The sequence below is a fragment of the Chryseobacterium aurantiacum genome (assembly GCF_003020585.1).
GTDB lineage: Bacteria > Bacteroidota > Bacteroidia > Flavobacteriales > Weeksellaceae > Chryseobacterium > Chryseobacterium aurantiacum.
In genome coordinates this window covers 938,090-964,766 of the sequence record NZ_PXUE01000002.1, presented here as the reverse complement: position 1 = coordinate 964,766, position 26,677 = coordinate 938,090, and the positions used below count along the sequence as shown (strand labels likewise).

Annotated in this window: 21 protein-coding genes; 17 read left to right on the top strand and 4 right to left on the bottom strand. The window is 36.6% G+C overall.

What is annotated here, in order from left to right; translation table 11 throughout:
• Positions 1–78 precede the first annotated feature (78 nt).
• Positions 79–1,857: an AMP-dependent synthetase/ligase gene (locus C7D53_RS10735; protein ID WP_106916481.1), complete on the bottom strand. Its 1,779-nt coding sequence runs from the start codon at positions 1,855–1,857 to the stop codon at positions 79–81.
• A gap of 357 nt (positions 1,858–2,214) precedes the next feature.
• Here C7D53_RS10735 and C7D53_RS10725 point away from each other — a divergent pair, with 357 nt between their 5' ends.
• Positions 2,215–3,354: an acyl-CoA dehydrogenase gene (locus C7D53_RS10725; RefSeq protein WP_076353842.1), complete on the top strand. Its 1,140-nt coding sequence runs from the start codon at positions 2,215–2,217 to the stop codon at positions 3,352–3,354.
• A gap of 23 nt (positions 3,355–3,377) precedes the next feature.
• Complete coding sequence (locus C7D53_RS10720; protein ID WP_076353844.1) at positions 3,378–3,743, top strand: hypothetical protein; 366 nt, start codon at positions 3,378–3,380, stop codon at positions 3,741–3,743.
• Positions 3,744–4,008: 265 nt separating this feature from the next.
• Here C7D53_RS10720 and C7D53_RS10715 read toward each other — a convergent pair whose 3' ends face one another.
• Positions 4,009–4,956: a DUF4349 domain-containing protein gene (locus tag C7D53_RS10715; protein ID WP_106916479.1), complete on the bottom strand. Its 948-nt coding sequence runs from the start codon at positions 4,954–4,956 to the stop codon at positions 4,009–4,011.
• Between the two features lie 591 nt (positions 4,957–5,547).
• Positions 5,548–7,146, bottom strand: a complete 1,599-nt coding sequence (locus C7D53_RS10710) for a peptide chain release factor 3 (RefSeq protein WP_106916478.1) — start codon at positions 7,144–7,146, stop codon at positions 5,548–5,550.
• Between the two features lie 198 nt (positions 7,147–7,344).
• Here C7D53_RS10710 and C7D53_RS10705 point away from each other — a divergent pair, with 198 nt between their 5' ends.
• The 8 genes from C7D53_RS10705 to C7D53_RS10670 all read left to right on the top strand — a co-directional run bounded on the left by C7D53_RS10705 (position 7,345) and on the right by C7D53_RS10670 (position 20,146).
• Positions 7,345–8,175, top strand: a complete 831-nt coding sequence (locus C7D53_RS10705; RefSeq protein ID WP_106916477.1) for a CPBP family intramembrane glutamic endopeptidase — start codon at positions 7,345–7,347, stop codon at positions 8,173–8,175.
• Positions 8,176–8,210: 35 nt separating this feature from the next.
• Positions 8,211–8,792, top strand: coding sequence for an RdgB/HAM1 family non-canonical purine NTP pyrophosphatase (gene rdgB / locus C7D53_RS10700; RefSeq protein WP_106916735.1), 582 nt, complete (start codon positions 8,211–8,213; stop codon positions 8,790–8,792).
• Positions 8,793–8,925: 133 nt separating this feature from the next.
• The gene (locus C7D53_RS10695; protein ID WP_106916476.1) at positions 8,926–9,840 is read left to right on the top strand and encodes a ribonuclease Z; all 915 of its coding nucleotides are present in this window, start codon (positions 8,926–8,928) and stop codon (positions 9,838–9,840) included.
• 6 nt (positions 9,841–9,846) lie between these two features.
• Positions 9,847–10,617: a TIGR02757 family protein gene (locus C7D53_RS10690; RefSeq protein ID WP_394337079.1), complete on the top strand. Its 771-nt coding sequence runs from the start codon at positions 9,847–9,849 to the stop codon at positions 10,615–10,617.
• Between the two features lie 11 nt (positions 10,618–10,628).
• Positions 10,629–11,186, top strand: a complete 558-nt coding sequence (locus C7D53_RS10685) for a DUF1003 domain-containing protein (RefSeq protein ID WP_106916475.1) — start codon at positions 10,629–10,631, stop codon at positions 11,184–11,186.
• A 207-nt stretch (positions 11,187–11,393) separates the two neighbouring features.
• Positions 11,394–13,754, top strand: coding sequence for a choice-of-anchor L domain-containing protein (locus tag C7D53_RS10680; protein ID WP_106916474.1), 2,361 nt, complete (start codon positions 11,394–11,396; stop codon positions 13,752–13,754).
• A 170-nt stretch (positions 13,755–13,924) separates the two neighbouring features.
• On the top strand, positions 13,925–17,512 hold the full coding sequence (locus C7D53_RS10675) for a choice-of-anchor L domain-containing protein (protein ID WP_106916473.1): 3,588 nt from the start codon (positions 13,925–13,927) through the stop codon (positions 17,510–17,512).
• 276 nt (positions 17,513–17,788) lie between these two features.
• Positions 17,789–20,146 (top strand): choice-of-anchor L domain-containing protein, encoded by a 2,358-nt coding sequence (locus tag C7D53_RS10670; protein ID WP_106916472.1) that lies wholly within the window; start codon positions 17,789–17,791, stop codon positions 20,144–20,146.
• Positions 20,147–20,235: 89 nt separating this feature from the next.
• Here the strand turns inward: C7D53_RS10670 and rsmA are convergent, their stop codons facing one another.
• Positions 20,236–21,006: a 16S rRNA (adenine(1518)-N(6)/adenine(1519)-N(6))-dimethyltransferase RsmA gene (gene rsmA / locus C7D53_RS10665; RefSeq protein WP_106916471.1), complete on the bottom strand. Its 771-nt coding sequence runs from the start codon at positions 21,004–21,006 to the stop codon at positions 20,236–20,238.
• A gap of 91 nt (positions 21,007–21,097) precedes the next feature.
• Here rsmA and C7D53_RS10660 point away from each other — a divergent pair, with 91 nt between their 5' ends.
• The 7 genes from C7D53_RS10660 to C7D53_RS10630 all read left to right on the top strand — a co-directional run bounded on the left by C7D53_RS10660 (position 21,098) and on the right by C7D53_RS10630 (position 26,624).
• Positions 21,098–21,997 (top strand): cell division protein FtsX, encoded by a 900-nt coding sequence (locus tag C7D53_RS10660; RefSeq protein WP_106916470.1) that lies wholly within the window; start codon positions 21,098–21,100, stop codon positions 21,995–21,997.
• A 2-nt stretch (positions 21,998–21,999) separates the two neighbouring features.
• Positions 22,000–22,296, top strand: a complete 297-nt coding sequence (locus tag C7D53_RS10655) for a DUF3098 domain-containing protein (protein ID WP_106916469.1) — start codon at positions 22,000–22,002, stop codon at positions 22,294–22,296.
• Positions 22,297–22,390: 94 nt separating this feature from the next.
• The gene (locus C7D53_RS10650; RefSeq protein WP_106916468.1) at positions 22,391–23,209 is read left to right on the top strand and encodes an undecaprenyl-diphosphate phosphatase; all 819 of its coding nucleotides are present in this window, start codon (positions 22,391–22,393) and stop codon (positions 23,207–23,209) included.
• 20 nt (positions 23,210–23,229) lie between these two features.
• Positions 23,230–23,928 carry a tRNA pseudouridine(55) synthase TruB gene (truB, locus tag C7D53_RS10645; protein ID WP_106916467.1) on the top strand — a complete coding sequence of 233 codons (699 nt, stop codon included), beginning with the start codon at positions 23,230–23,232 and terminating at the stop codon, positions 23,926–23,928.
• 395 nt (positions 23,929–24,323) lie between these two features.
• Positions 24,324–24,509, top strand: a complete 186-nt coding sequence (locus C7D53_RS10640; protein ID WP_106916466.1) for a hypothetical protein — start codon at positions 24,324–24,326, stop codon at positions 24,507–24,509.
• On the top strand, positions 24,509–25,231 hold the full coding sequence (rluF, locus tag C7D53_RS10635) for a 23S rRNA pseudouridine(2604) synthase RluF (protein ID WP_106916465.1): 723 nt from the start codon (positions 24,509–24,511) through the stop codon (positions 25,229–25,231). The genes C7D53_RS10640 and rluF overlap by 1 nt, the downstream gene beginning before the upstream one ends.
• A 169-nt stretch (positions 25,232–25,400) precedes the next feature.
• Positions 25,401–26,624, top strand: coding sequence for a hypothetical protein (locus C7D53_RS10630; protein ID WP_106916464.1), 1,224 nt, complete (start codon positions 25,401–25,403; stop codon positions 26,622–26,624).
• The last annotated feature ends 53 nt before the right edge of the window (positions 26,625–26,677 follow it).

Below are 26,677 nucleotides of genomic sequence, written 5' to 3'. Positions count from 1 at the left end.
AAGCAGCTTTTTTTGTCAACCTTTTTCAGGGCAAGACACAAACAAAAAACCGCTTCGTGATGAAGCGGTTTTTGTATTTTATTCCTGATGATCATACATTTTATTGTAAAGAGCAATAAACTTTTCTTTTACTGCTTTTCTCTTCAGCTTTAGGGTTGGTGTCAGAAGTCCTGCTTCAATGCTCCAAACCTCAGGGGTAAGTTCAATTTTTTTGATTTTCTCCCAGTTTCCAAGGTGCTCGTTGATTTTTTCAATTTCCTTTTCAATTCTTTGCTTCAACTCAGTGCTTTTAGCAATTTCAGCCGGTGTAGAGCCTATGCTGAGGTTATTTCTCATGGCCCAGTTCTTTGCAAATTCAAAGTCAGGCTGTACCAGTGCGCATGGCATTTTTTCACCATCACCCACAACCATAATCTGCTCAATGAATTTTGAAGCTTTAGCAAGATTTTCAATGGTTTGAGGAGCAATATATTTACCACCGGATGTTTTAAACATTTCCTTTTTACGGTCTGTAATCTGTAAAAATCCTTCACTGTCGATATGTCCAATATCTCCTGTCTTGAAAAATCCATCCTCAGTAAAAGCTTCCTTGGTCATCTCATCGTTTTGGAAATACCCCTTAAATACAGAAGGTCCCTTTACGGTAATCTCACCATCTTCCTGAATCTTTACCTTTAGATTGTCCAATGGTATACCTACCGTTCCTACTTTCATTTTGCTGAAACTGTTTACAGAAATTACAGGAGACGTCTCTGTTAAGCCATATCCTTCCAAAATTGGAATCCCTGCATTCTGAAACATAAGATTTAGTCTTGTAGACAATGCTGCAGATCCGGAAACCAGAGTAACAATTTCACCCCCTAAACCTTCTCTCCATTTGGAAAAAACCAGTTTATCAGCAATGATTTCCTGAATTCCTGATGGTTTGGAAATGACCTTCTTTTTGGAAATAAGATTTAAAGCCCAGAAAAAAATCTTTGACTTTAATCCACCTGCAGAAGATCCTGTATTATAAATTTTATCATATACCTTTTCTATCAATCTAGGTACCACAGTCATATAGTGAGGTTTCACTTCTTTTACATTTTCACCCATTTTTTCAATGCTTTCGGCGAAATAAAGAGAAAAACCATTGTATTGATACAGATAAAAAAGCATTCTTTCAAAAATATGACAGATAGGAAGAAAGCTCAATGCTCTTGTTTCCTTATAGTCAAGGCTTTTTTTCTTAGGAATCCTTGGGATAGCACCTAATACATTAGATACAATATTATTATGGGTAAGCATTACCCCTTTAGGTCTTCCCGTAGTTCCGGAAGTATAAATAATTGTTGCCAGATCTTCAGTATTGATGGCATTGGAAAGATCCTCAACCTCTATTTGAGTGGATTCATCCTCTCCCAAATCCATGATTTCTTTCCAGTTGGCCGCTCCACTTATATTATCAAAAGTAAAAATTCCCTGTAAACTTGGGATATTATGCTTTACCTTCATTACCTTATTAAGAAGTTCCTTATCAGAAACAAAGCAATACTGTATTTCTGCATTGTTGAAGATAAATTCGTAATCCTCTGAGGAAATACTTGGGTAAACCGGTACTGAAACAACGCCGATTTGTGAAAGTCCAAAGTCCATAATAGCCCATTCCGTGCGGGAATTGGTGGTTATCAAAGCGATCTTATCACCAGGTTTTATACCTAGCTTCAATAATCCTCTGGATATCTTATTTCCCTCATTGATAAACTCCTGCGTAGAAGTTTTTTTCCATTCACCATGATACTTTGTAACAAACATATCCATTTTAGGATATTTTTCTAAAGCATAGTGCGGAATATCGAATAATCTTTTGATCGTCATGATTTTTTAAATAATTTATAAAGAAATTTAAATATAAGCATTTTTTTTAATTGTAGACCTCTGATCCTAATAATTGAAATTTAGTTAAATGCTAACCATAATATTTTTTATCAAAAAAGAGGCCGTAAGCTTGATAGAGACGACTTTACTGTTATATTACTCCACAAATGATGCTTTTAAAAAATACCATCGTTTTTGTTTTACTTCCTTTTGGGATTTCCATGGTTTTCCATTTTTCACTACCTGAATCCAAAAGCGCTTCCAGTCTCCTTTATTTCAGGCTTTTTCACCATTCCAATTTATTTTTTCAGATTTGCTTAAAAAGTGTAAATTTACGGCTATCTAATTATTTTTTTTATGGACTTTAATTTATCGGAAGAACAGCTGATGATTCAGCAGGCAGCAAGAGATTTTGCACAAAACGAATTATTACCTGAAGTTATTGAAAGAGACCGTGACCAGAAATTCCCTGTAGAGCAGGTGAAGAAAATGGGTGAAATGGGGCTTTTAGGAATGATGGTAGACCCAAAATATGGAGGAGCAGGTATGGACAGCGTTTCCTACGTGCTGGCAATGGAGGAGATTGCAAAAATAGATGCATCTGCAGCTGTTGTAATGTCTGTAAACAATTCATTGGTTTGTGCCGGTCTTGAAAAGTTTGCTTCTGAAGAACAAAAAGTGAAATATCTTACTCCATTGGCAAGTGGAAAAGTAATCGGAGCATTTGCTTTATCTGAGCCGGAAGCTGGTTCTGATGCAACTTCTCAGAAAACAACTGCTGAAGACAAAGGAGATTACTATTTATTAAACGGGATCAAAAACTGGATTACAAACGGAGGAACTGCTTCTTACTATATTGTAATTGCACAAACAGATCCTGAGAAAAAACATAAGGGAATCAATGCTTTCATCGTAGAAAGAGGATGGGAAGGTTTTGAAATAGGACCAAAAGAAGATAAACTGGGAATCAGAGGAAGTGATACTCACTCTTTGATCTTCAACAATGTAAAAGTTCCTAAAGAAAACAGAATTGGTGAAGATGGATTCGGATTCAACTTTGCTATGGCTGTATTGAACGGTGGAAGAATCGGTATTGCTTCTCAAGCTTTAGGTATTGCATCAGGAGCTTATGAAATGGCGTTGAAATATGCCAAAACAAGAAAAGCTTTCAAAACTGAGATCATCAATCACCAGGCAATTGCATTCAAATTAGCGGATATGGCAACTCAGATTACGGCGGCTAGAATGCTGTGCTTTAAGGCAGCTTGCGAAAAAGATGCTGGAAAAGATATCTCTGAAAGCGGTGCAATGGCAAAATTATACTCTTCGCAGGTAGCAATGGACACTACTATTGAAGCTGTACAGATCCACGGTGGATACGGATATGTAAAAGAATACCACGTAGAAAGACTAATGAGAGATGCAAAAATCACTCAGATCTACGAAGGAACTTCTGAAATCCAGAAAATCGTGATCTCCAGAAGTATTGCAAAATAATTTTAATAAAACACACACATTCTATGAAAAAATCTTTGTGGATCACCCTAGGCGTTGTACTGCTATTGTTAGGAGTATTTGTATGGTATAAGTACTTCTTCGTTTTCGGAGAAGGCGTGAAATCCGGATATCTGAACTATGCCATGAAAAAAGGCTATATCTTCAAAACCTATGAAGGTAAACTGATTCAGGAAGGCTTCGGAAAAGGTAAAACAGGAGGCCTTACAAGCTATGAGTTTGAGTTTTCTGTAGATGACCCTGAAGTTTTCAAGCAATTGGAAACCAACAGCGGCAAAACCTTTGACCTCCATTACAAAGAATATAATGGCGCTCTTCCGTGGAGAGGAAACACAAAGTTTGTGGTAGACAAAGTAGTGAATATGAAATAATATGAAAGGCTTCCGGTTTGGAGGCCTTTTTCTTTTCAGGAGCTTTTTCCCGCTATACACTCATACTCCTCGCTCCATACTTTGTCCGGTTCTTGCTGCGGGGTAACCGTTGCTATCGGGGCTAATTTATTATGTAATATTTTAATGATATATCAATCGTTGTAGTAATGTTCAATAGGTGTGGACTTTCGTCTTTAAAATAAATAAACCGTCCTCTCAAACATATTGAAGCAAAAAATCCACCCCTGAGGATGGACTTTAAAATCTATTGAGAATCTTTATTAGGAATATTTTTGTTTTTCTTTTTATAAAAATAGTATCCAATACCACCAATTAGAAATACAGGCCACAATGGAAGCAGAAACAAAAAAATGGAAGTAATGACATCCCAACCTGACTCTATCGCCGCCAGTGATTTGCCACCGAAAGTTTTAGGTTCTTTTTCAGCTTCAGTTTTATCCATAATGTTTATATTGATGTTGCAAATGGTATTGTCAGCGTAATTACGCCCTGAAACCTGAATATCTTTAGTCTCGATATCTCCTATGTTGGTGTTGAGAGCTTCCATTAAGCCGTCAAAATGCTGAATAGGAACCTTGATGGCTATGCTGTATATTTTTTGATTTTCATCACTACGATTGGTAGATTCTGCATAGGAAAGACTTTCACTTTTAATATAACCGTTATTTTTAACAGATTCTTCACGAATAATTTCCTTTACAGTTTCTGCATTGTCAGCCTTTATTACAAGATATCCGGTTTTTACCATCTTATCTTTTGGCATATTCAGTTCATAGCTGTCATTTTTAGGTTTATCCTTATAAATGATTTTCGTTTCCTTGATTACCTTTGGAGCAGGAACATTCACTACAATTTTTTCAGATTTCTTGGTTGCAGAATCTTTTTTCTCAATTTTTGATTCCAGTTTTGTAGAAGCAATTTTATCAGATAAAGAATCTACAATTTTGGACGTATTTTCTATTTTCTGCTGGATGTCATTTTTTGTGTTTTCAATATCTTTTATTCTTATGCTTGCAGAATCCAAAGCTTGGCTGGCTGTTGTATTGGCATTATCAAGAGCTTCTGTAGCAACAGTAGCAGCACTGTCTATACTTTGTACAGCTTCACCAATCTTAGATGCTGAAACCTCACCTTTTTTACCACACATAATAAATGTGCCCGATACAACTGCTAGTAAAATGAACTTTTTCATAACATTAATTTTTTGATGAAGTAAAATTAGTCATGAAGCTTTTGAAGTCCTTGTAAATGAAATGTATTATATTCGTAAAATTATAATGATTAGATTTTCAATGTGTTGTATTTGTTTTACAAAAGATTTACAAAGCGTTTTTCTACGTTTGAAGCATGAAATTATTGGAAAGCTTTGCCTTTTTCCTCAATATTAAATTGGAAATCTAAAAATTCCCCTCATTCGGAGGGTTGGCGAAAATTCAAAGAATTTTTGACGGGGTGGTTTTCAGAAATCATATCATAAAGCTGTTTAAACTTTTTTATTAAACCACAAAGGATATACAAAAGCTTTTTAAACACTTAAGCTATTTAAGTGATATACTTTGTGTACAAGTAAGGACACTCAAGTTTTGTTGAAAATCAAAGATTTTCATCTTATCTGAACTTAATTGTGCAGTATTTCCTTACACTTTTTAAAGTGTACTAAAGTGTTAGAAAAATAAAACCTTTTGTGACTTTTACGGTTAAGTTTAAACAGACTTCATAAAAAAAATCCGCAGAAGTTATCTGCGGACCTGTATTTTTTTTGGCAATTTTGCGCTTTCTTATATTATTGGTTGTCTTTAAACTCACTAATAAAATGCAGCTTCACATTCGGGAATTTCTCCTGCGTCATATGAATAGTGAATGATGAGTCTGCCAAAAATACCAACTGGTTGTATTTATCTCTGGCAAGGAACCTTTGTTTTAATCTTGCAAATTCTTTAAACTCTTCAGATTTTTCATCTGCTTCTACCCAGCAAGCTTTATGCATGGATAAAGGTTCGTAAGTACATTTTGCACCATACTCATGCTCCAGACGGTATTGGATAACCTCGTACTGAAGTGCTCCCACAGTTCCGATGATTTTCCTGTTATTCATTTCAAGGGTAAATAGCTGTGCAACTCCCTCATCCATTAACTGATCAATACCTTTTGCCAATTGCTTAGCCTTAAGCGGATCATTGTTGTTAATATAACGGAAATGTTCAGGAGAGAAGCTTGGAATCCCTTTGAAGCTCAGTTTTTCACCACCTGTCAAAGTATCACCAATTCTAAAGCTCCCTGTATCATGAAGACCCACAATATCACCAGGGAAACTTTCCTCTACCACCTCTTTTTTATCGGCAAAAAATGCATTGGGCGAAGAGAACTTCATCTTTTTACCCTCTCTTACCAATAGATAGTTTTCATTTCTTTTGAATGTTCCGGAAACAATCTTTACGAATGCAAGCCTGTCTCTGTGCTTAGGATCCATGTTAGCATGGATTTTGAAAACAAATCCTGTGAAAGTACTTTCTTCCGGCTTTACCATACGAAGATCACTTTCCTTAGGTTGTGGCATTGGAGCAATTTCAATGAATGCATTCAATAATTCACGTACCCCAAAGTTGTTTAATGCAGAACCAAAGAAAACCGGTTGTAGATCACCGTTCATATAATCTTCACGGCTGAATTCCGGATATACAGATTGGATAAGCTCTAGCTCATCTCTCAATGTTTGAGCAGCTTTTGGACCTATCGCCTCATCAATGGAAGGATCGCTGATATCATCAAAAGTGATGGATTCACCTACCTTTTGTTTTCTCTCTTCAAGGAACAACTGGATATTGTTCTCCCAGATATTATAAATTCCCTGAAAATCACTTCCCATACCAATTGGAAGGGAAAGAGGTACAACTCTCAATCCTAATTTTTGCTCTACTTCATCCAGCAAATCGAAAGCATCCTTACCTTCACGGTCAAGTTTATTGATGAATACCAGCATCGGTATGTTTCTCATTCTACAAACCTTAACCAATTTTTCAGTTTGTTCCTCAACCCCTTTTGCTACGTCAATTACAACAATTACAGAATCTACGGCCGTTAAGGTTCTATAGGTATCCTCAGCAAAATCCTTGTGACCGGGGGTATCAAGGATATTAATTTTATGGTCTTTATATTCAAAAGCCAATACGGAAGTGGCTACAGAGATCCCTCTCTGTCTTTCAATTTCCATAAAGTCGGAGGTAGCTCCTTTTTTTATTTTATTGGACTTTACCGCACCTGCTTCCTGAATGGCACCCCCAAAAAGTAGTAGCTTTTCTGTAAGGGTTGTTTTTCCGGCATCCGGGTGGGAAATGATCCCGAAGGTCTTTCTTTTTTGTATTTCTTTGATTAAGTCTGACATATCGTATTTTGAAGTTGCAAAAATCGTGATTTTTTATGAGGTTTTCAAATAAATTAGAACAATGTTCTTTCAGGGGAATGAGAACCTTATTTTTTGTAATATTTATGGTAGCAACGAAAATAAGTATTTTCCTTTTTAGTTGCCTGTAGTATTCAAAAAAATTATCTTTGTTTTTATAATTTTTTACAGAGAAATAGAATGGAAAATAGCAGGTATCCGAAGTTTACTTTTACATGGCTAGGCGGTGTTACCTTAGTCGTTGGATTGTTTGTGGGAACAATGGCTGTTTCTTTATTCAGCACTTTTTGGAAGGTAGCTTTCAAAGAAAATCTTGAGCTTAAAGATTGGTTTTTGATGGTTGCTAACTCTGTAGGTTTCCTTACGGCTATTGCCTTTTTTGATTTTTTTATTGTAAGGCGTACCACCCAAAAGAAGCTTAACTTTAATTTATCTTCTGTTAATTTCTCTACCTATCTTCTCATCTTTCCAATGATGACTGGGATGATGTTTATTTCGGAATTTATTGCAGCTCAGATCCCAACAACAGGACCTTTCTTTGGCGATTTTTATGAATATTTTGTCCAATTGATGAGTCAATTGACCGAGAGTCCTGTAATTATGATCATCATGACCGTGATTATGGCTCCTATTTTTGAGGAAATTATATTTAGGGGGATCATCCAAAAAGGACTAATTAATAAAGGAGTAGAACCATGGAAGGCTATTTTGTATGCTTCCATTATTTTTGGGGTGGTTCATGGAAACCCGTGGCAGTTTATCAGTGCAGTGATGCTGGGCTGTGTGCTGGGATTGGTATATCATAAAACAAAGTCTTTACTGATGCCGATATTGTTGCATGCGTTTAATAATTTAACCCTGTCACTATTGGTGCTTTACGGTAAAGATGAAAGTTTTGCAAAGGTTTTTAATGTTTCAGAATGGCTTATTCTGGCTGTAGGAATTGTGCTTTTTTCTTTATTTTATTATCTTTTTATGAAAAAGTATAAAGTACATTATACTGAAATGTAATGAACCGGGTTAAAAAAGTAAAATTGAAAATGAATATAGAAATGGAATTATTAGTAGCTACACACAACGAACATAAAAAAGAAGAAATTCAGCAGATTCTTGGTAATGAATGTACGGTTAAAAGCCTTACAGATTATAATATTCACGAAGAAATTATAGAAGATGGAGATTCTTTTCATGCCAATGCATTAATTAAAGCAAAGTATTGTTTTGAAAAGACGGGAGTTCCAAGTTTAGGTGATGACAGTGGTTTGGTAGTAGAATCTCTGGATGGAAGACCAGGAATATTCTCAGCCCGTTATGCAGGAGATCATGATTTTGCAAAAAATATTGAAAAAGTATTGGAAGAACTACAGGGAATAGAAAACCGAAAGGCTTACTTCGTTACTGTTTTATGCTATTATGATGAAAATGGGGCTCAATACTTTGAAGGAAGAGTTCATGGGAATTTATTGACTGAAAATAAAGGGTTCAAAGGATTCGGTTATGACCCGATTTTTGTTCCTGAGGGATACGAAAGAACCTTTGCAGAAATGGATCCTGAAGATAAAAATAAAATCAGCCACCGTAAACAGGCACTAGACTTGTTTATGGATTTTTTAAAAGTGACTGATTAAAATATAACAAGCTAATAGAAGAGCCATTTCTCTTTTCCAGTGGAATGGTTCACTATGCTTTTCCCTTTAAATTTGACGGTAAAATATACGTTTTCAATTTTCTGTCGTACATTTGTTTCAATAAACTATTGATTTGAGTACTTATTTAACAATATTAGGTTTTAACTCGGCGATTCCGACTATCAATACTTCACCAACGGCCCAGTTGCTGGAAATGGAAGAAAGACTCTTTCTGATCGATTGTGGTGAAGGAACACAGGTGCAGCTGAGGAAAGCAAAAGCCAGATTTTCAAAAATCAACCATATTTTTATTTCTCATCTTCATGGAGATCATTGCTTTGGCCTTCCCGGGCTTATTGCCTCTTTCCGTCTTTTGGGAAGAGATAATCCATTGCATGTCTATGGACCCAAAGGGATTAAGAAGATGATGGAAACTATTTTTCAGATTACAGAAACCCACCGTGGTTTTGAGGTGGTTTATCATGAATTGGATAAGGACTATTCTGAAAAAATTTATGAAGATAATAGAGTAGAGGTATATACCATTCCTTTAGATCACAGAATTTACTGTAACGGTTATCTTTTTAAAGAGAAACCCAAAGACAGGCATCTTAACATGCAGGAAATTGCTAAATACAGCGAAATTGAAACCTGTGATTACCATAATATAAAGGCCGGAAAAGATTTTGTATTAAGTGATGGCTATGTCCTTAAAAATGAAGTTCTGACCCTTGAGCCAGCTCCATCCGTATCATATGCATTTTGTAGTGATACCCGATATCTTGAATCTGTAATTCCGATTATTAAAAATGTAACGGTTTTATACCACGAATCTACCTTTTTGCATGATTTGAAAGAAATGGCAGATTATACAGGACATACTACAGCGTTGGAAGCGGCTACTATTGCTCAAAAAGCCCAGGTAGGAAAACTGATTCTAGGGCATTTTTCCAACAGGTATGCCGATTTGACGGTGTTCACAGATGAAGCCAGAAATATCTTTCCCAATTCATACTTACCAAAGGCATTGGAAAGTGTAAAAATTTAAATGAATATGCTGAATTTTGAAGAACTCAGAAGTTTTCTGGATGAAAAAGCAGATCAGTATAACACACCCGATTTTATTGAAAATGATCCGATACAGATTCCGCATCGTTTTTCATTAAAACAGGATATTGAGATTGCCGGTTTTCTGGCCGCCACAATTTCTTGGGGAAATAGAAAGTCGATTATAAATTCTGCCAATAAAATGTTGGATATTATGGGGAATTCTCCCTATGATTTTGTACTGAACTACTCCGAAAAAGAGTTGGAACGCATTCAGGATAAAAGTATCCACAGAACATTTAACGGACAGGATTTTTCCTATTTTATTAAGCAATTTAATAGAATCTATAAGGAAAATGAAAGCCTTGAAGATTTATTCAAAGTAAAAGATTCTGAAATAAATTTTCTGTATGCTATAGAAAGATTCAGAAATAGTTTTTTGGAACCGGAAAAGCACAGAAGCCACAAGCATATCAGTTCACCGCACAAAAATTCATCAGCTAAAAGAATTATTATGTTTCTGAGATGGATGGTAAGAAAAGATAAACGTGGCGTAGACTTTGGAATCTGGAAAGATATAGATCAGAAACACCTGTCTATTCCTCTGGATGTACATACCGGAAATATTTCAAGAAAACTGGGTTTGGTTTCAAGAACACAGAATGACTGGAAAACGGTGGAAGAACTGGATGTAGCAATTAGAAAATTTGATGAAAAAGATCCGGCAAAATATGATTATGCATTGTTTGGATTGGGAGTAACCAAAGAACTCTTGTAAAAAAAGAAATGATGAAAAAATATAACGAAAAAACAGAAGTTCTAGAGAAAATAGCAGACCGTGTTACGTCATGGATTGGTTCTATCCAATCTTTAATTGTGCATACTTTACTTTTTCTTACCTCGTTTTTGCTTCCGATGATGAATCTGGTAGAATTTGATCAGATGCTGCTGATTCTTACTACGGTTCTCTCTCTGGAGGCTATTTATCTGGCGATCTTTATTCAGATGTCCGTCAATAAAAGCCATGAAAAAATTGAAGATATTCAGGAAGATATTGAGGAAATTAGTGAAGATATTGAAGATATTCAGGAGGACATCGAAGAGATTAGCGAAGACATTGAAGAGATTAATGAAGATATAGAAGATATTCAGGAAGACATTGAAGAGATCAGTGAAGATATTGAAGAGATTAATGATGAAGAGGAAGAAGAGGATCACATTGAAAGAGCAAAAAATGTAATTCTGAAAAGTAATGTAAGTTCCAATAAAAACGAAATAAAAGCTTTGAAAGATATTATTACTCAACTCCAAAGTGAAATTCAGCAATTAAAAAAGGATGAAGAATAGGTGTTGAAATAGTATATCTAAGAAAATAAGTAACCGGATCAGGCTTTATTGATCTGGTTTTTTTATGATTGAAATTCAATGTTTATTTATATAAACTGTAATGATAATAAGTATTTGTTGTGATTTTTATATTAAATGTTGATATTGGAAGCTGAGGTAGTGATTTGTTGTTGTTATTTTTGCTACATTTGAACAAATGAAATTAAAATGTTGATTTATAGATTAAAAAACTACTTTTTTATTTTAACGTTTTTATTGGCTTCTGTATCTGTTTTTTCTCAAGCTACCTCTGAACGAAAGAAGATAAGACACAGGCCATCTTCCGAGAGTTTGAGGGTAGGAAACTTTATAGATGTAAACGATCCTAATTATGCAGCCTCAGTGTATTCTCCTGAACAGTTGGTAAAAGATATTTTGATTAATGGCGGATCCACTTGTACGACCGCTAATGTAACCAATGTTACAGTGAGCCCCGACCATGCCGTTGATAATGAGACTAGATTTTGGGGATACTTCAATAAAGGAACGGCAACTTTTCCGTTTACAGATGGAATTGTTCTAACAACAGGACATGCAAGAGATGCAGGGAATGGTTTTATAGGATTATTAAGCAAGACTATAGGTACCGGAAGTGATCCTGATCTTGTAACAGCAACCAATCCTATTGTTGAGTTGAAAGATGCCGTAGCGCTTGAGTTCGACTTTGTCCCTAATTCTACACAGGTAAAATTCAATTATATCTTTGCTTCAGAAGAATATGATTCAGATTTTCCTTGTTCAGGGGGATTTTCAGATGCTTTTGCGCTTTTGCTAAAAAAGGTGGGAGACCCAACTTATACCAATCTTGCCGTATTACCAGGTGGAGCAGGCCCGGTAAGTGCAACTAATATTGTGCCTGCAGGTAACGGCTTTAGCTGTGGTCCTATCAATGAGGTTTACTTCGGAGGGATGAATACCCCACATGTCGGTATTAATTATTATGGAAAAACAGTTCCGTTAACTGCGGTTGCAGATGTAATCCCCGGGCAAACCTATCATTTTAAAATGGTGCTGGCGGATGCAAAGGATAATGGTCATGATTCTGCGGTCTTTCTTGAAGGAGGATCCTTTGATATAGGTATTAAAATAGTAGATGAAACCGGAACAAATTTACCGGGAACCATTAATATGTGTGATAATACACCAAAGACATTAAAAGCCCAACTGGCTATAATTCCGGGAATGACTTTTCAGTGGTATAAAGATGGAGTCTTAATTCCCGGTGCTACCAATGCTGCTTATATTGCCAACCAGCCTGGGGTGTATACTATAAAAGTAATGATTCCGGGAAATCAGTGCCCGGGAGAAGCTACTATTAAGATTATTGGAGGGACAAGCCCTACCGTACAAAATGCGGTACTTAAGCTTTGTACCACTCCTACGCTTAGTACTTTTGATTTATTGGCTGCCCAGTCTATGATTAGTACAACACCGGGCTCTATCTTCCGTTTTTATCTTAATCAGGCAGATGCGTTGGCTCAAAACAACAGTTATATCCCCAATCTTACAAACTATAATGGAACAGATGGTCAGATATTGTATGTTCTTGTTTCCAATGGGGCATTTTGCAGTAAAATTGCAACCCTTACCTTAAGAAAAGAAGAAACTCCTGTCGCAAAATTAAATGCCGCAAAATTAAAGATTTGTGTAGGAGAGTCAGTCCTGTTAACAGCATCTGGCGGAGTAACTTATGATTGGAGTGATAATCCAACTACAGGAGGTACCAGAACGGTAAGCCCAATTAAAACAACTACCTATACGGTGTATGCTGTTGGAGCGCAAGGTTGTAAATCATTGCAACCCGCGCAGGTTACCATTGAAGTGGTGCCAGCTATTGTTTCAACATTAAAAGGTGGACATATCTGTCAGGGAGATAGGATTTTATTAGATGCCGGTTCAGGACCGGGATATACCTATGAATGGAGTACAGGGCAAACCAGCCAGACTATTACCGTAGATAAACCTGGAGAATATAAAGTGACAATAAGCAACGGAGTGTGTTCCAAGGAATTCAAAACAGACGTGATTAAAGCCGTTATTCCTGAGATCATCAATGTTGATTATAATGATAAGGGAACCATTATCCTTACAGCAAGTAATCCAAGCAATGGTGTACTGGAGTATTCAATAGATAACGGCATTACTTGGCAGGCTTCCAATGTATTTGCGAATGTTCCTAAGAATAAGGTAATCACTATACGGGTAAGAGTTAAGCACACTAGCTGTGAAGGCTATTTGGAGTTCTTTACCTTTGTTATGAAAAATGTAATTACTCCGAACGGTGATAATATTAATGATATTATAGATTTCAGAGGAGTAAGCGGATATAAGGATTTCAGTGGTAAGGTTTTCGACCGATATGGAAAAGAGGTATTCAAAGCCGAGAAAATAAGGCCTTATTGGGATGGCTATTTCCAAGGAAAACGACTGCCAACAGCATCTTATTGGTATCAAATTACTTATGAAGATCCTGCAAGTAAGCTTCTTACCGTAAAAACCGGATGGATATTGCTCAAGAATATAGAATAATTTTAAACGATAATTAAAAGACTGGCTGTTTTGTCAGTCTTTTTTTTACTGTTTTTAAATAAATAGAGTTGATATTCTATCATAAATAAATTTGAATTAGTAATAATGTAAATTGTGTTAAACTGAATTTCAATCAAAAAAAATAGTATTTTTGTTTAAAATAATATAAAATGTTAAATAGGAGGACAGGGAATTTATTTTTGGCGTTATTTTTTGCTTTTATGGGAAGCTTTATTTTTGCTCAGAACAGAGGGAAAGTAGGGCAATTCAGAAAGCCCAGCGCAGCTACTTTAAGAGCAGGTGCTTTTATAGACGTAAATACTCCCGCTTATCCTGAGTCCGGCTATAGCATTACGCAGTTGGTGAAAGATGTTCTTATATCGGGAGGAGGATGTGCCAGCGCTAATGTGAGCAACGTTGTTGTATCTCCTAATTTGCAGCCTGGTAATCAGAACCGAAGCTGGGGATTTTTTAATAAAGCAGGAACTAATTTTCCATTCAATAGAGGAATTATCCTTTCTACAGGATATGCGAGTAAAGCAGGGAATTCTTTTGTTGGTGACCTGAGTGATGATCTGGCAACAGGAGGAGATATGGATTTGGCCACTGCCTTGAATATTGATAATACTTTCCTTACAAATGCTACCTATATAGAATTCGACTTTGTAGCTGTTTCTTCAGAAGTTACCTTTAAATATTTATTTGCATCCAAGGAATATCAGCAGACATTCCCATGTAACATTACAGATGGTTTTGCCTTACTACTGAAAAAAGTGGGAGATCCTACCTATACCAATATGGCGGTACTTCCCGGAGGAGCAGGCCCTGTAAGTGTAACCAATATTCACCCGGCGATTTTTCCTACTTGTGGTCCTAAAAATGAAGCCTATTATGGAGGAACAAATACAGCTCAGATAGAAACGAACTTTAACGGTCGTACAATTCCTTTGACTGCAAAGGCAGCTGTAATTCCGGGGCAAACCTATCATTTTAAAATGGTCTTGGCAGACTTTCAGGATCCTAATTTCGATTCGGCAGTGTTTTTAGAAGCTGGATCATTTGATATCGGAGTAAAGATTCTAGGCCCAGGAGGAGTACAGCTTCCGGCTTCTGTGAATATGTGTGATAATGCACCACAGACCTTTACGGCTTCTGTTCAGGAACCCAACGTAACCTATCAGTGGTTCTTGAATAATAACCCTATTTCGGGAGAAACCAATCCAAGCTATACAGCAACCCAGCCTGGTGTGTATACCGTTAAGGTGTATATTCTGGGAAGCTCTTGCCCGGGAGAGGCTACAATTACTGTTGTGGGCGGAACTTCTCCTACCGTACAAAATTCTACACTCACAGCCTGTTATACCGCTGGAAATGCTACGTTTAATTTACCACTAGCACAGCCCTCAATAAGCACAACACCAGGAGCTGTTTTTTCATATTATGCCACACAGGCAGATGCTAATGCCGGAAATGGTAATACAATTCCTACTCCTACAGCCTATGCTAGCCCTGGCGGACAAACGGTCTATGTAAGAGTGGCAAATGGATTTTGTGCTAAAGTTGCGGAACTGCAATTGATTAAAGCTCCGCAGATGACTGTATCTATTGTACCTCCAATCCCTTTAACTTGTACCAATTCCCAGATTACGCTGGATGCTGCGGCTTCAGTTTATCCTTCGGGAGCTACATTCAATTGGGTGACGACAGGAGGAAACATTGTTTCAGGCGGAAATACACTGAACCCTGTTATCAATGCACCCGGAACATATACATTAACTATATCACAAGTTTATCAACCTGGAAATATTAGCTGTACAGCAGTTGGAAATGTGGTGGTTACCGGAAACAGTGCACCGCCAAATCCATTACTTACAGCTACTAAGGTCAAAATATGTAAAGGAGAGTCAATCACATTAACCGCTTCAGGAGGAGCTACCTACAATTGGGGTGGTGGTCTCCCAGGAAACGGAAATACGCAGGTGGTATCACCTACAGTTACTACTACTTATACAGTGACAGCAGTAGGTTCCAATGGATGTGCATCCCCAAATCCGGCTACTTTAACCATTGAAGTTTCAGAGCCGTTTACAGCACAAAACGCAATCCTGCATAAGTGTTATCAACCAGGGTTAACTTTTAACCTTACAGAGGCTCAGAACCAGATAACCAGTGCTGCAGGAGTTACATTTACCTATTATGTAAATCAAACCGATGCCAATGCAGCCAATGGTAATTTTATCACAACGGCTACAGCATATGCGCCTCTTTCAGCTAATCAGACAATTTATGTATTGGTGAGCAATGGAGGATGCAGCTATGTAGTTTCTCTTCAATTGCTGAGAACTGCTGAAACAACATTAACAATTGCTAATCCACAAACAGTTACCTGTACAACGCCTCAGGTTACTCTTAATGCTTCAGCTTCTGTAATCCCGACTGGTTCTACCATTGCCTGGACTACTGCGGGAGGAAATATAGTGTCCGGAGCCACTACACTTACCCCTGTTGTAAGTGCGGGAGGGACGTATACATTAACGGTTACTACTATTTCGCAACCAGGAAACTTAAGCTGTTCTTATACTGCAACCGTTACTGTAACACAAGATACGGCAGCACCTGTTGCAGCGCTTGTGTCATCACAGCCTCGTATATGTATTGGGGAGTCTGTAACGTTAACGGCCTCAGGAGGGACAACCTATCAATGGGGGAATGGTCTTACCGGTACCGGAAATACCCAGGTAGTATCACCAACGCTTACTACAGTTTATACAGTATATGCAGTAGGAGCTAATGGGTGTGTTTCTGCTACCCCTGCAACGGTTACCGTTCAGGTAGGGCCTCCTATCACAGGATTGTCAGCTTCAAAATTAAAAATATGTGCCGGAGAATCAGTTACGCTTACCGCTACAGGAGGATTTACCTATAATTGGGTAGGGCTTGCCGGAAATGGTAATACCCAGGTGGTGACCCCTACAGTTACTACTACCTATTCTGTATTTGCATTGGGTGGAAATGGTTGTAGCTCTGTGAAAGCTGCTGAGGTAACTATTGATGTGGTTCCTGCCATAGTTTCTACACTGGAAAATGTGTATGTATGTGCCGGAGATAACGGAACACTGGATGCAGGAGCAGGACCTAATTATACCTATCTATGGAACACAGGAGCAACTACCCGAACAATAACAACAAATGTAGCCGGTAGCTATTCTGTAACCATTAGTAATGGAGTCTGTTCTAAAGTGTTTACGGCGCAGTTGGTTAATCCTGATCTTCCTCAGTTTACAAATGTGGTTCATGATAAAACAACACTTACCCTTACAGCAAGTAATCCGACAGGAGGAGTTCTGGAATACTCTATTGACGGAGGCTTGACATGGCAGAGCTCCAATGTGTTTACCGGAGTCCTGAATAATACAACCTATCATTTAATGGTAAGAGTGAAAAATGCTAAATGTGGTACCTCGCTGGATTACTTCACATTTGTACTTAACAATGCCATTACTCCTAATATGGACGGGGTAAATGATACAATTGATTTCACGGGAATCAGTGGGTATAAAGATTTTTCAGCTTCAATTTTTGATAGATATGGAGCGGAAGTTTTCAAGGCTTCAAAAGGAAATGTAATCTGGACAGGATCTTTAAGAGGAATAAACCTGCCAACCGGTACTTATTGGTATCAGGTGCAATGGGAAAACCCGGCCAACAAAAAATTAGAACAACGCTCAGGATGGATACTTTTGAAAAATAGAAATTAAATCCTTTGATAAATAGAAAATAATTAACAAAACCTTTTAGAAATGAGAGGTTTTGTTTTTTTTTAATCATAAAGGTTAATCATCTTTGTGATTTATTTTAGGAAAGATATAAATTTGATAAAATAGGTTTTAATCTTTAGTATCATTTATTTAAAGGGTTTTGTTAATGAAAAATTGATTGCAAGAAGTGATATTTTTGTTCTTTTTATTATAAAAAATGTAAATATGTGTATGGTATATTTAAAAAAAAATTAAATTTGTTGAAACAGAAATATTATGAGAAGACATCTACCGCTTTGTTTATTTTTTTTAGTCATTTCGACTTTTTTATTTTCACAAACCCAATATCCCAGAAAGTCTGTAAGAGAGCAAAGTACTGCTCAATCCAGAAGAGCAGGTGCTTTTATTGATGTGAATGCCGCAGGGTATTTGGAGACCAATTATAGTATAGAAAAACTTGTAAAGGATGTACTTATCTCATCGGGAACCAATACTTGTGTTACTCCCAATGTAACCAATGTAAAGATTACACCTAACCATGCAGTAGGGGATGCTGATAGAGCTTGGGGATACTTTCATAAGGCAGCTACTAACTTCCCTTTCAAAGATGGGATTATACTTACTACCGGATTTGCAAGAAGAGCCGGTAATAATTTTGAAGGAGCCCTTAATGATGTCAATGGAGGAGGATCTGATGCAGATTTAGCACAAATTATTGGTGTAGTAGAAAGTAAACTAAATGATGCCGTACTTTTGGAGTTTGACTTTGTCCCTACAACTTCCCAAATTAAATTTAACTACCTAATCGCTTCTGAAGAATATACAGGTTCTTTCCCTTGTACTTTCGCAGATGCATTTGCCATATTACTTAGACCTACTTCAGGAGGTCCTTACGTAAACATGGCTGTATTACCCGGAGGAGCAGGACCGGTGAGTATTACCAATATTCACCCTGCCATTGGATCAAGCTGCGGGGCTGTTAATGCCCAGTATTTTGGTGGATACAATACAACCAACGTTGAAACAAATTTTAATGGAAGAACTGTTCCCCTTACGGCTATTGCTGATGTAGTGGCGGGACAGCAATATCATTTCAAAATGGTAATTGCTGATTACAGTGACCATAGTTATGATACTGCAGTATTTTTGGAAGGAGGATCTTTTAATATTGGTGTAGACCTATTAGGTCCTGGAGGCGCAAAATTACCTTCGGATATTAATGTATGTGATAATGTACCTCAGGTGATTACGGCTTCCGTAAGTGATCCTAATTTAATTTACCAATGGTATTACAATGGTACTCTGGTACCTAATGCGACTACCAATACAATTACAGCACTGCAGCCAGGAACTTATACCATTGAGGTAAGTGTACCAGGAAATCCATGTCCCGGTAAAGCTTCAATTGAAATTCATGGTGGAACAACTCCGCAGGCAAATGATGCAACCATGCTGCTTTGTACCACTCCGGATATTACGACCTTTGATTTAAGCACAATTAAACCGTCTATCAGTCCAACTCCTGGTGCCGTTTTCAAATTTTATGAACAACAGGCTGATGCTGTTGCGCAAAATAATAATAACATCCAAAATATCTTGAATTATAACGGTAATGATGGTCAAATTTTGTATGTAGTGGTTTCCAATGGAGGTTTCTGTAGCAAGATGGTTGAATTGAAACTATTGAAAGAAGCAACACCAACAACTAAAGTGAAAGCTTCAAGTATAAAAGTGTGCCCGGGTGAAACAGTAACACTTACTGCTGAAGGTGGAGATACCTATTTATGGAGTAACTTCCCAGGAACAGGCAATATGCAGGATGTTACTTTATATCAAAGTACCACATTTACAGTGTATGCCATTGGAGCAAAAGGATGTAAATCTCTTAACCCTGCAACAATAAGAATAGAAGTAACACCTGAAATTACAACGCCTTTAACTGATGTTGAAATGTGTGTTGGAGATCGTGTTACCCTTGACGCCGGAGCAGGTCCTAACTATAAATATTTATGGAGTACTGGCGCAACTACACAAAAGATTGAAGTAGATCAGTGGGGAATTTATACAGTTGAGATTGATAACGGATTCTGTAAAAAAAGTTTCCCTGTTCAAGTAATGGGAGCTGCAACGCCTTATGTAGTGGGACTAGATTACGAGAGTACTAAAAAGACACTGACTGTGATGGCGGAAAACCCACCAATGAACAATACGCCAAGCAGTCTTGAATATTCTATTGATAATGGTATTACATGGCAGCAATCTAACACATTTACAGGTCTTTTAGATAATACAAACTATACAATTCTGGTAAGAAGAGTGGGAACTCATTGTGTAGGAACCTTTGAATTCTTTACCCTACAAATTAACAATATTATTACCCCTAATGATGATGGTATTAATGATGTATTGGATCTGAAAGCTCTTGGTCAGTTTAAAAACTTCACAGGGTCTATTTATGACAGATATGGAGTAGAAATGTTCAAGTTTTCAAAAGAAAATCCAACTTGGAACGGAACGGTAGCAGGCAAGAGATTACCTTCTGCAACCTATTGGTTTAAGTTCAATTTTGAATATCCAAAATCAAAAGCCCAGATGAACTGGTCTGGATGGATCATGTTGAAAAACAGAGAATAAAAAAAGTAAAGCCTTTCATACAAAAGGCTTTCTTTATAAATTTATCACAAAAAAAAGCTCCTTTACCGGGAGCTTTTTTTATTACAAGTCTATTGGTTTTCTTTCCAAAGGTTTGCAAAATGAATGAAATCAGATACACTCAGTTCTTCTGCTCTTTTGTCTAAAAATTCATGACCTTTTAAAGCTTCAGGAATAATTAAAGACTTCAATGCATTAGAAAGTTTTTTTCTTCTCTGGTTGAAACCTGTTTTTACAATTTGCTTAAAGAGAACTTCATTGCCTGCCAAGCCCTCCTTCGGGTTTCTTGTCAGTCTGATAACACCAGACTTTACCTTTGGCGGCGGATTGAATACATTCTCATGAACGGTAAACATATAAGATACATCGTAGTAAGCCTGAATAAGAACCGAAAGAATACCGTAATCTTTAGTTCTGGGTACTGCAGCTGTTCTTTGTGCTACCTCTTTCTGGAACATTCCCACCATTTCAGGAATCATTTCATAGTGATCCACAATCTGAAATAATATCTGCGATGAAATATTATACGGGAAATTACCAATAATGGCAATCTGTTCATCCTTGATAAAATTAAAATCCTGTTTCAAAAAATCTCCTACAAAGGTATCTTCCGTTACCTTAGAATAGTTGTTTTTCAGATATTCGATGGATTCTGTATCAATTTCTGCAAGGTAAATGGTTTGATCCTTTTCAAGAAGATATTTGGTAAGAACTCCCATTCCGGGACCTACTTCCATAATATTATTATAGTTCTCAAAACTAAGACCTTCTACGATTTTTCTTGCGATATTTTCATCTGTCAGGAAGTGCTGCCCAAGATGTTTTTTTGCTTTTACACTCAAAGTTTTTTATGATTTTATTAACAATGATTTTCTTTATTTCGTCCCAAATTTCGGAAGATTTTTTCTATTTTAGCCAAAAATTTTAATATTAATGGCTAAATCTGTAGATGAATTTAATAAGAAAAGGCTTCGGTCCAGCAATATTACAGTAGTGATAAGTATTGCCTTAGTGTTATTTTTGTTGGGATTAATGGGGCTTATTTTAATCAATGCCCAGAAGTATTCCGACTATATCAAGGAGCAATTGGTGGTAAACGCCTACTTTGATCAAAATTATGACGCTAAAGACTCTGTGAAAATTGCAAAACTTGAGGAAGAAACTTTTAAAAAGGTACAGACCTTAGCTCCTGTAAAAAAAGCAACCTATATTTCCAGAAGTATGGCTGCCAAGGAAGCCAAAAAAAGTATGGGAATTGATAGTGATGCCCTATTTGAAGAAAATATCTTCCCTTCATCTATTGAAGTTGCTTTGAAACCTGAATATGTAGACCCGGCTAAGATTGATGAAGCCATTAAGGTGATCAAATCTGTTCCTGGGATTACTGATGTTAAAAATGACAGTACCCTAATGGTAGATGTTTACAATAACCTGAGCAGGATCTTAAAATGGATTCTTGGATTTTCAGTGTTGTTTTTAGTATTGGCTGTTGTTTTGATTAACAACTCAATCCGTCTGAAAATATTCTCCAAGAGATTTATTATTAAAACCATGCAGTTGGTAGGGGCAAAAAGAAGATTTATCCTTAAGCCGTTTATCATTGAAGCAATTATTTTAGGAGCCATTGGTTCTGTGATTGGTCTTCTTGCATTAGGTGGTGTCTGGTATTACTTCACAAGCCAGATTGGCTCAGCTTTCGTACAGGACAACAATCAGTACTTCTGGTTAGTTATCTTAGTATTAGGAGTAGGAATTTTCATTTCTGTCTTAAGTACTATTTTCGCTACATGGAGATTCTTAAAATCAAACGTTGACGATTTATACTACTCTTAAAAATGAGCAAAAAAAATAATAAATTTTCCGCTTCAGATTTCGGAAACGAAGCAGAAACAACACCGGAAAATGTGTTCTATTTCGGACAGCAGAATTTCAAATGGATGTTGATAGGATTAGCATTTATTGTTGTTGGATTTCTACTGATGATGGGACCGGATGCTAATACCGTAGACGGCAAATTTGATCCGAATTCATGGAATGACGATATTTTCTCCATCAGAAGAATCAGAATAGCACCCCTGTTTGTTGTGATAGGTTTCGCAATAGAAGTATATGCTATTTTAAAAAGAAAATAAATACAAGTTATATTTAGAGATTAAGAGATTAGGAAATTTAGAATACATATTCTGAAAATCCGAATCTCTTAATCTTTTAATTTTTTTTAAGATTATGGATTTAATCAAAGCAATTATTATTGCCATTGTAGAGGGTTTAACAGAGTATCTTCCAATTTCTTCTACAGCGCACATGGGTTTTACTGCAAATCTTATGGGGCTAGAAGAAACAGAATTTTTAAAGATGTTTCAGGTTTCCATTCAGTTTGGAGCAATCTTATCCGTTGTTGTTGCCTACTGGAAAAAGTTTTTCGATTTAAATAATATCCAGTTTTACTTTAAGTTAGCCTTTGCGGTAGTTCCTGCATTGGTGTTGGGATATTTATTCGATGATAAAATTGAAGCTGTTCTTGGAAATCAAATTGCTATTTCTTCAGTTTTAGTGCTGGGTGGTGTCGTGTTACTATTTGCAGACAAATGGTTTAAGAACCCTAAAATAGATGACGAAAAAGGAATTACAATAAGAAAAGCTATAACCATAGGATTTTGGCAATGTCTTGCAATGATGCCGGGAACAAGCCGTAGTGCAGCATCCATTATTGGAGGGATGACACAGGGACTTACCAGAAAAGCAGCTGCAGAATTTTCCTTTTTCCTTGCTGTTCCTACCATGCTGGCCGTAACTGTATATTCTGTTTTTGTGAAAACATGGGGGAAGGAAACTGCCAACCCACAGAAAGGTTATGAAATGATTATGGCTTCACAGGATCACATTATGATCTTTGTAGTAGGAAATGTCGTGGCATTTATTGTTGCTCTTATTGCGATCAAGGCTTTCATTGGTGTACTTAATAAATATGGTTTCAAACCTTGGGGCTGGTACCGTATTTTTGTAGGAATAGCTTTACTAATCTATTTCTATTTCTTTAAATAAAACATTCATTATATCCATTCATGACTGCTGAAGAACTGAAATCAGGACATATATTTTTATTGGATAAGCCTTTGGACTGGACTTCTTTCCAGGCTGTCAATAAAATGAAATATAAACTTAAAAGGGAATTTGATCTTCCCAAAAAATTCAAGATCGGACATGCCGGAACTCTGGATCCCAGAGCAACAGGTCTTCTGATTGTATGCTGTGGAAAATTTACTAAAAGAATCCCTGAGATTCAGGATGCTCCTAAGGAGTATTGGACTGAGATCAAAATAGGAGTACAGACAGAATCCTACGATACTGAAAAGCCGGAAATTCTTCATCAGGATATTTCACATATCACCGAAGATCAGGTAAAGGAAATTCTGGAAAAGTTCGTTGGTGAAATTGAACAGAAACCACCGGTTTACTCTGCAATAAAGATCGATGGTGAGAGAGCTTATAATCTGGCAAGGGCCGGGGAGGAAGTAGAGATGAAGTCCAGAAAGACAACAATTCACTATCTTAAAGATATTACAATAGATTTTCCTTTGATAAGTTTTACAGTGGGCTGTTCAAAGGGAACTTACATCAGAAGTCTGGCTCATGATATAGGGCAGGAATTGGGAGTAGGAGCTTATCTGACACAACTAAGACGAACAAAAATTGGTGATTACAAGATTGAAGATGCTACAGATCAGTTTTTAAACAATGATTTCAGGTTTCAGGAATCATGAAAATAAAACGATCTTTTCTCTTATTAATATTTACTTTTTTCAAACTATTTTCTCAAGATACAGAAACTGGTAAGTCTAAAATGGATTTTTATTTCAATCCATCCCTGAATGAAGGTTTTAATATTAATAAATAAGAGAGAGAGAGATTGGAAATTCACAGTATATTGAACCCAAATCAGTACTAGGAAAATTCACTTACGGTATCACAGCTATAGGAAGATACAATTTTCTTCCTAACTTTGCCATAGGAACCGGATTGAAATATAGCTTTATATAAGATAACTATCACCTCATTTATTGGGTTATATAGCCAAAGATTATTTTTTCTCCAGGTGACCGCCCTTTTTATATAGACATTAATTACGGGAGACAACCTAATCATTCTGCCAGTTCTGATGCTGATTTTTTGGGGTGGAAGATTAGGAATGCAGGTTTCCTATTCAAAAAGGCTGAGTCAGGAGGGAGGAATTGTTTTTGAATCACACAAATTGAAAAATGGAGCTGATGGCTTTTTCATCGGATTAAGCTATGGAGTTACTATTTTCAGTAATAAAAATTATACCGGTTACGGACAAGACTAATGGAAAAGACACGTATCAATAAATATTTATCAGAAGTAGGTTACTGTTCAAGAAGAGCAGCAGATAAACTCTTGGAAGAGGGCCGAATAAAGATTAATGGTAAAATTCCTGAGCTGGGAACCAAAGTTTCTGATGATGATTTGGTGGAAGTAGACGGGAAGCCTGTAAGAGAGCCTCAGGATAAACCGGTTTATATTGCATTCAATAAACCTGTGGGCATTGTTTGTACTACAGATACTAAACGCGAAAAGAATAATATTGTAGATTACATTAACTATCCAAAAAGAATTTTCCCGATCGGAAGGCTGGATAAGCCAAGTGAAGGGCTTATTCTTTTAACCAATGATGGTGATATTGTAAATAAAATTCTACGTGCCAGAAACAATCACGAAAAAGAATATCTGGTGCGTGTAGACAAGCCAATTACTCCAAAGTTTTTGGATAAAATGAGAAACGGAGTTCCTATTCTTGATACTGTAACCAAAAAATGTGAAGTAGAAAAGATAGATGAAATGAATTTCAGAATCATTCTTACGCAAGGGCTTAACAGACAAATTCGTAGAATGTGCGAGTACCTTGGTTACGAAGTAAAAAAACTGAAGAGAATTCGTATTATGAATATGAAGTTGGATCTACCAGTAGGAAAATGGAGAGATCTTACGGATGAAGAACTTAATACTCTAAATGATTTGCTGGAAGATTCTAGCAAAACCATCGACTAGGATTAATAATAAACCTTACCGTTTTCACTTTCATGCTTCCCAGTACAAACTACTGGGATGGAATAGTATTTTTGTTATTTGATGATTTTTCACGGTTAAGTGTAATATATTTTATTTTTCAAAGAAAATATATTACATTTACAAAAGACACAACCATAACCTGAAAATCATGAAATTAAAATTTAATAAAGTTCCATTATTTATTATTTTGATACTATTTACTAATTGTCAAAATGATAATCACAATGTAGATCAGTCACACAATTCTTCGTTTTATATAGACTACAGAAGTTTAAACGGCTTGTCAGACGGAATTGCTGTCATAGAGTTAGATCCCGAGGCCCCCAATTTTGGAAATATTAGCAGTAAGCTAGAATTAGGTATTGGTGTATTACCCCATCACCTTTACTATAATAATAATGCAAAAAAATTATACACCACGGCTTTGGGAGGAAGTTATCTCTATGAAGTAAAAACGGGAGAAGATCAAAATGGTCTGCCTAAATTAATTAACGCAAAACCTATTGATACAGGTGAAAATACAGTAGGTGAGAATTTGTTTTTCACGAATGACGGAAGGTTTTTTATGACCTTTATGGGAGGTGCTGGAGGTCCGAAAGATGGAAGCATAGGAGTCTTTAATGCTAATAGTAATCAGCTTATCAAAACGATTAAAGCACCAATTCAGGACAATCCCAATAAGTTTATCATGTATCCGCATGGTATTTCAATTAATGAAGATAAAGGATTAATGATGGTAACTTCAACCATTCACCCGGATCTTACTACCGGAGTAGGAAATACCTGTACTTTATTAGATCTGAACACCTATGAAATAAAGGAAACTTATCAGGTAGCAGATTCACAAACCGATATGTCGGCTCCTGTGGAGACTTTATTATTACGTGGGAAATTTCCACAATATGCTCTTGCTACAACAATGCTTGGCGGTGATATCTGGATAGCTCCCTACAATGCTGCAACCCAAAAATATGATGCTTTTACTAAAGTTTTTGAGGGAAGTACACACGGATTGGGCTGGACGCTCGAAATGTATATTGACGATACAAATAAACTTTATGTGAGTTTTGCAGATCCCGGAAAAGTGCTTGTCTTTGATTTAAGTAATCTTCCTCAATTAACCTTGTTGAAGACTTTTAATGCAGATAAAGGAGCCCACCATATGGCTTTCTTCAAAACAAGATCTGGAAAAGAGGTGGTGGCTGTACAAAATAACTTACTCAATATACCTAACTTAAATTCCGGAACCATTAATGTAATTGATATCAATACAGGACAAAATCTGGGTACAGTTAATTTACGCACCCGTTACGGAATACTTCCAGAGTCCATTGAGGGTACCAATGGCCCAAGTAATTATATGCATCACTAAAAATATTTAAGGTGATAAACTATTCCAAAAAACATCTATTTTTTGGAATAGTT

Bases quoted from the DNA above. Each gene is read 5' to 3' on its own strand.
- C7D53_RS10735 (WP_106916481.1), bottom strand. From the start codon at position 1,857: ATGACGATCAAAAGATTATTCGATATTCCGCACTATGCTTTAGAAAAA.
- C7D53_RS10725 (WP_076353842.1), top strand. From the start codon at position 2,215: ATGGACTTTAATTTATCGGAAGAACAGCTGATGATTCAGCAGGCAGCA.
- C7D53_RS10720 (WP_076353844.1), top strand. From the start codon at position 3,378: ATGAAAAAATCTTTGTGGATCACCCTAGGCGTTGTACTGCTATTGTTA.
- C7D53_RS10715 (WP_106916479.1), bottom strand. From the start codon at position 4,956: ATGAAAAAGTTCATTTTACTAGCAGTTGTATCGGGCACATTTATTATG.
- C7D53_RS10710 (WP_106916478.1), bottom strand. From the start codon at position 7,146: ATGTCAGACTTAATCAAAGAAATACAAAAAAGAAAGACCTTCGGGATC.
- C7D53_RS10705 (WP_106916477.1), top strand. From the start codon at position 7,345: ATGGAAAATAGCAGGTATCCGAAGTTTACTTTTACATGGCTAGGCGGT.
- C7D53_RS10690 (WP_394337079.1), top strand. From the start codon at position 9,847: ATGCTGAATTTTGAAGAACTCAGAAGTTTTCTGGATGAAAAAGCAGAT.
- C7D53_RS10685 (WP_106916475.1), top strand. From the start codon at position 10,629: ATGAAAAAATATAACGAAAAAACAGAAGTTCTAGAGAAAATAGCAGAC.
- C7D53_RS10680 (WP_106916474.1), top strand. From the start codon at position 11,394: ATGTTGATTTATAGATTAAAAAACTACTTTTTTATTTTAACGTTTTTA.
- C7D53_RS10675 (WP_106916473.1), top strand. From the start codon at position 13,925: ATGTTAAATAGGAGGACAGGGAATTTATTTTTGGCGTTATTTTTTGCT.
- C7D53_RS10670 (WP_106916472.1), top strand. From the start codon at position 17,789: ATGAGAAGACATCTACCGCTTTGTTTATTTTTTTTAGTCATTTCGACT.
- C7D53_RS10660 (WP_106916470.1), top strand. From the start codon at position 21,098: ATGGCTAAATCTGTAGATGAATTTAATAAGAAAAGGCTTCGGTCCAGC.
- C7D53_RS10655 (WP_106916469.1), top strand. From the start codon at position 22,000: ATGAGCAAAAAAAATAATAAATTTTCCGCTTCAGATTTCGGAAACGAA.
- C7D53_RS10650 (WP_106916468.1), top strand. From the start codon at position 22,391: ATGGATTTAATCAAAGCAATTATTATTGCCATTGTAGAGGGTTTAACA.
- truB (WP_106916467.1), top strand. From the start codon at position 23,230: ATGACTGCTGAAGAACTGAAATCAGGACATATATTTTTATTGGATAAG.
- C7D53_RS10640 (WP_106916466.1), top strand. From the start codon at position 24,324: ATGCTGATTTTTTGGGGTGGAAGATTAGGAATGCAGGTTTCCTATTCA.
- rluF (WP_106916465.1), top strand. From the start codon at position 24,509: ATGGAAAAGACACGTATCAATAAATATTTATCAGAAGTAGGTTACTGT.
- C7D53_RS10630 (WP_106916464.1), top strand. From the start codon at position 25,401: ATGAAATTAAAATTTAATAAAGTTCCATTATTTATTATTTTGATACTA.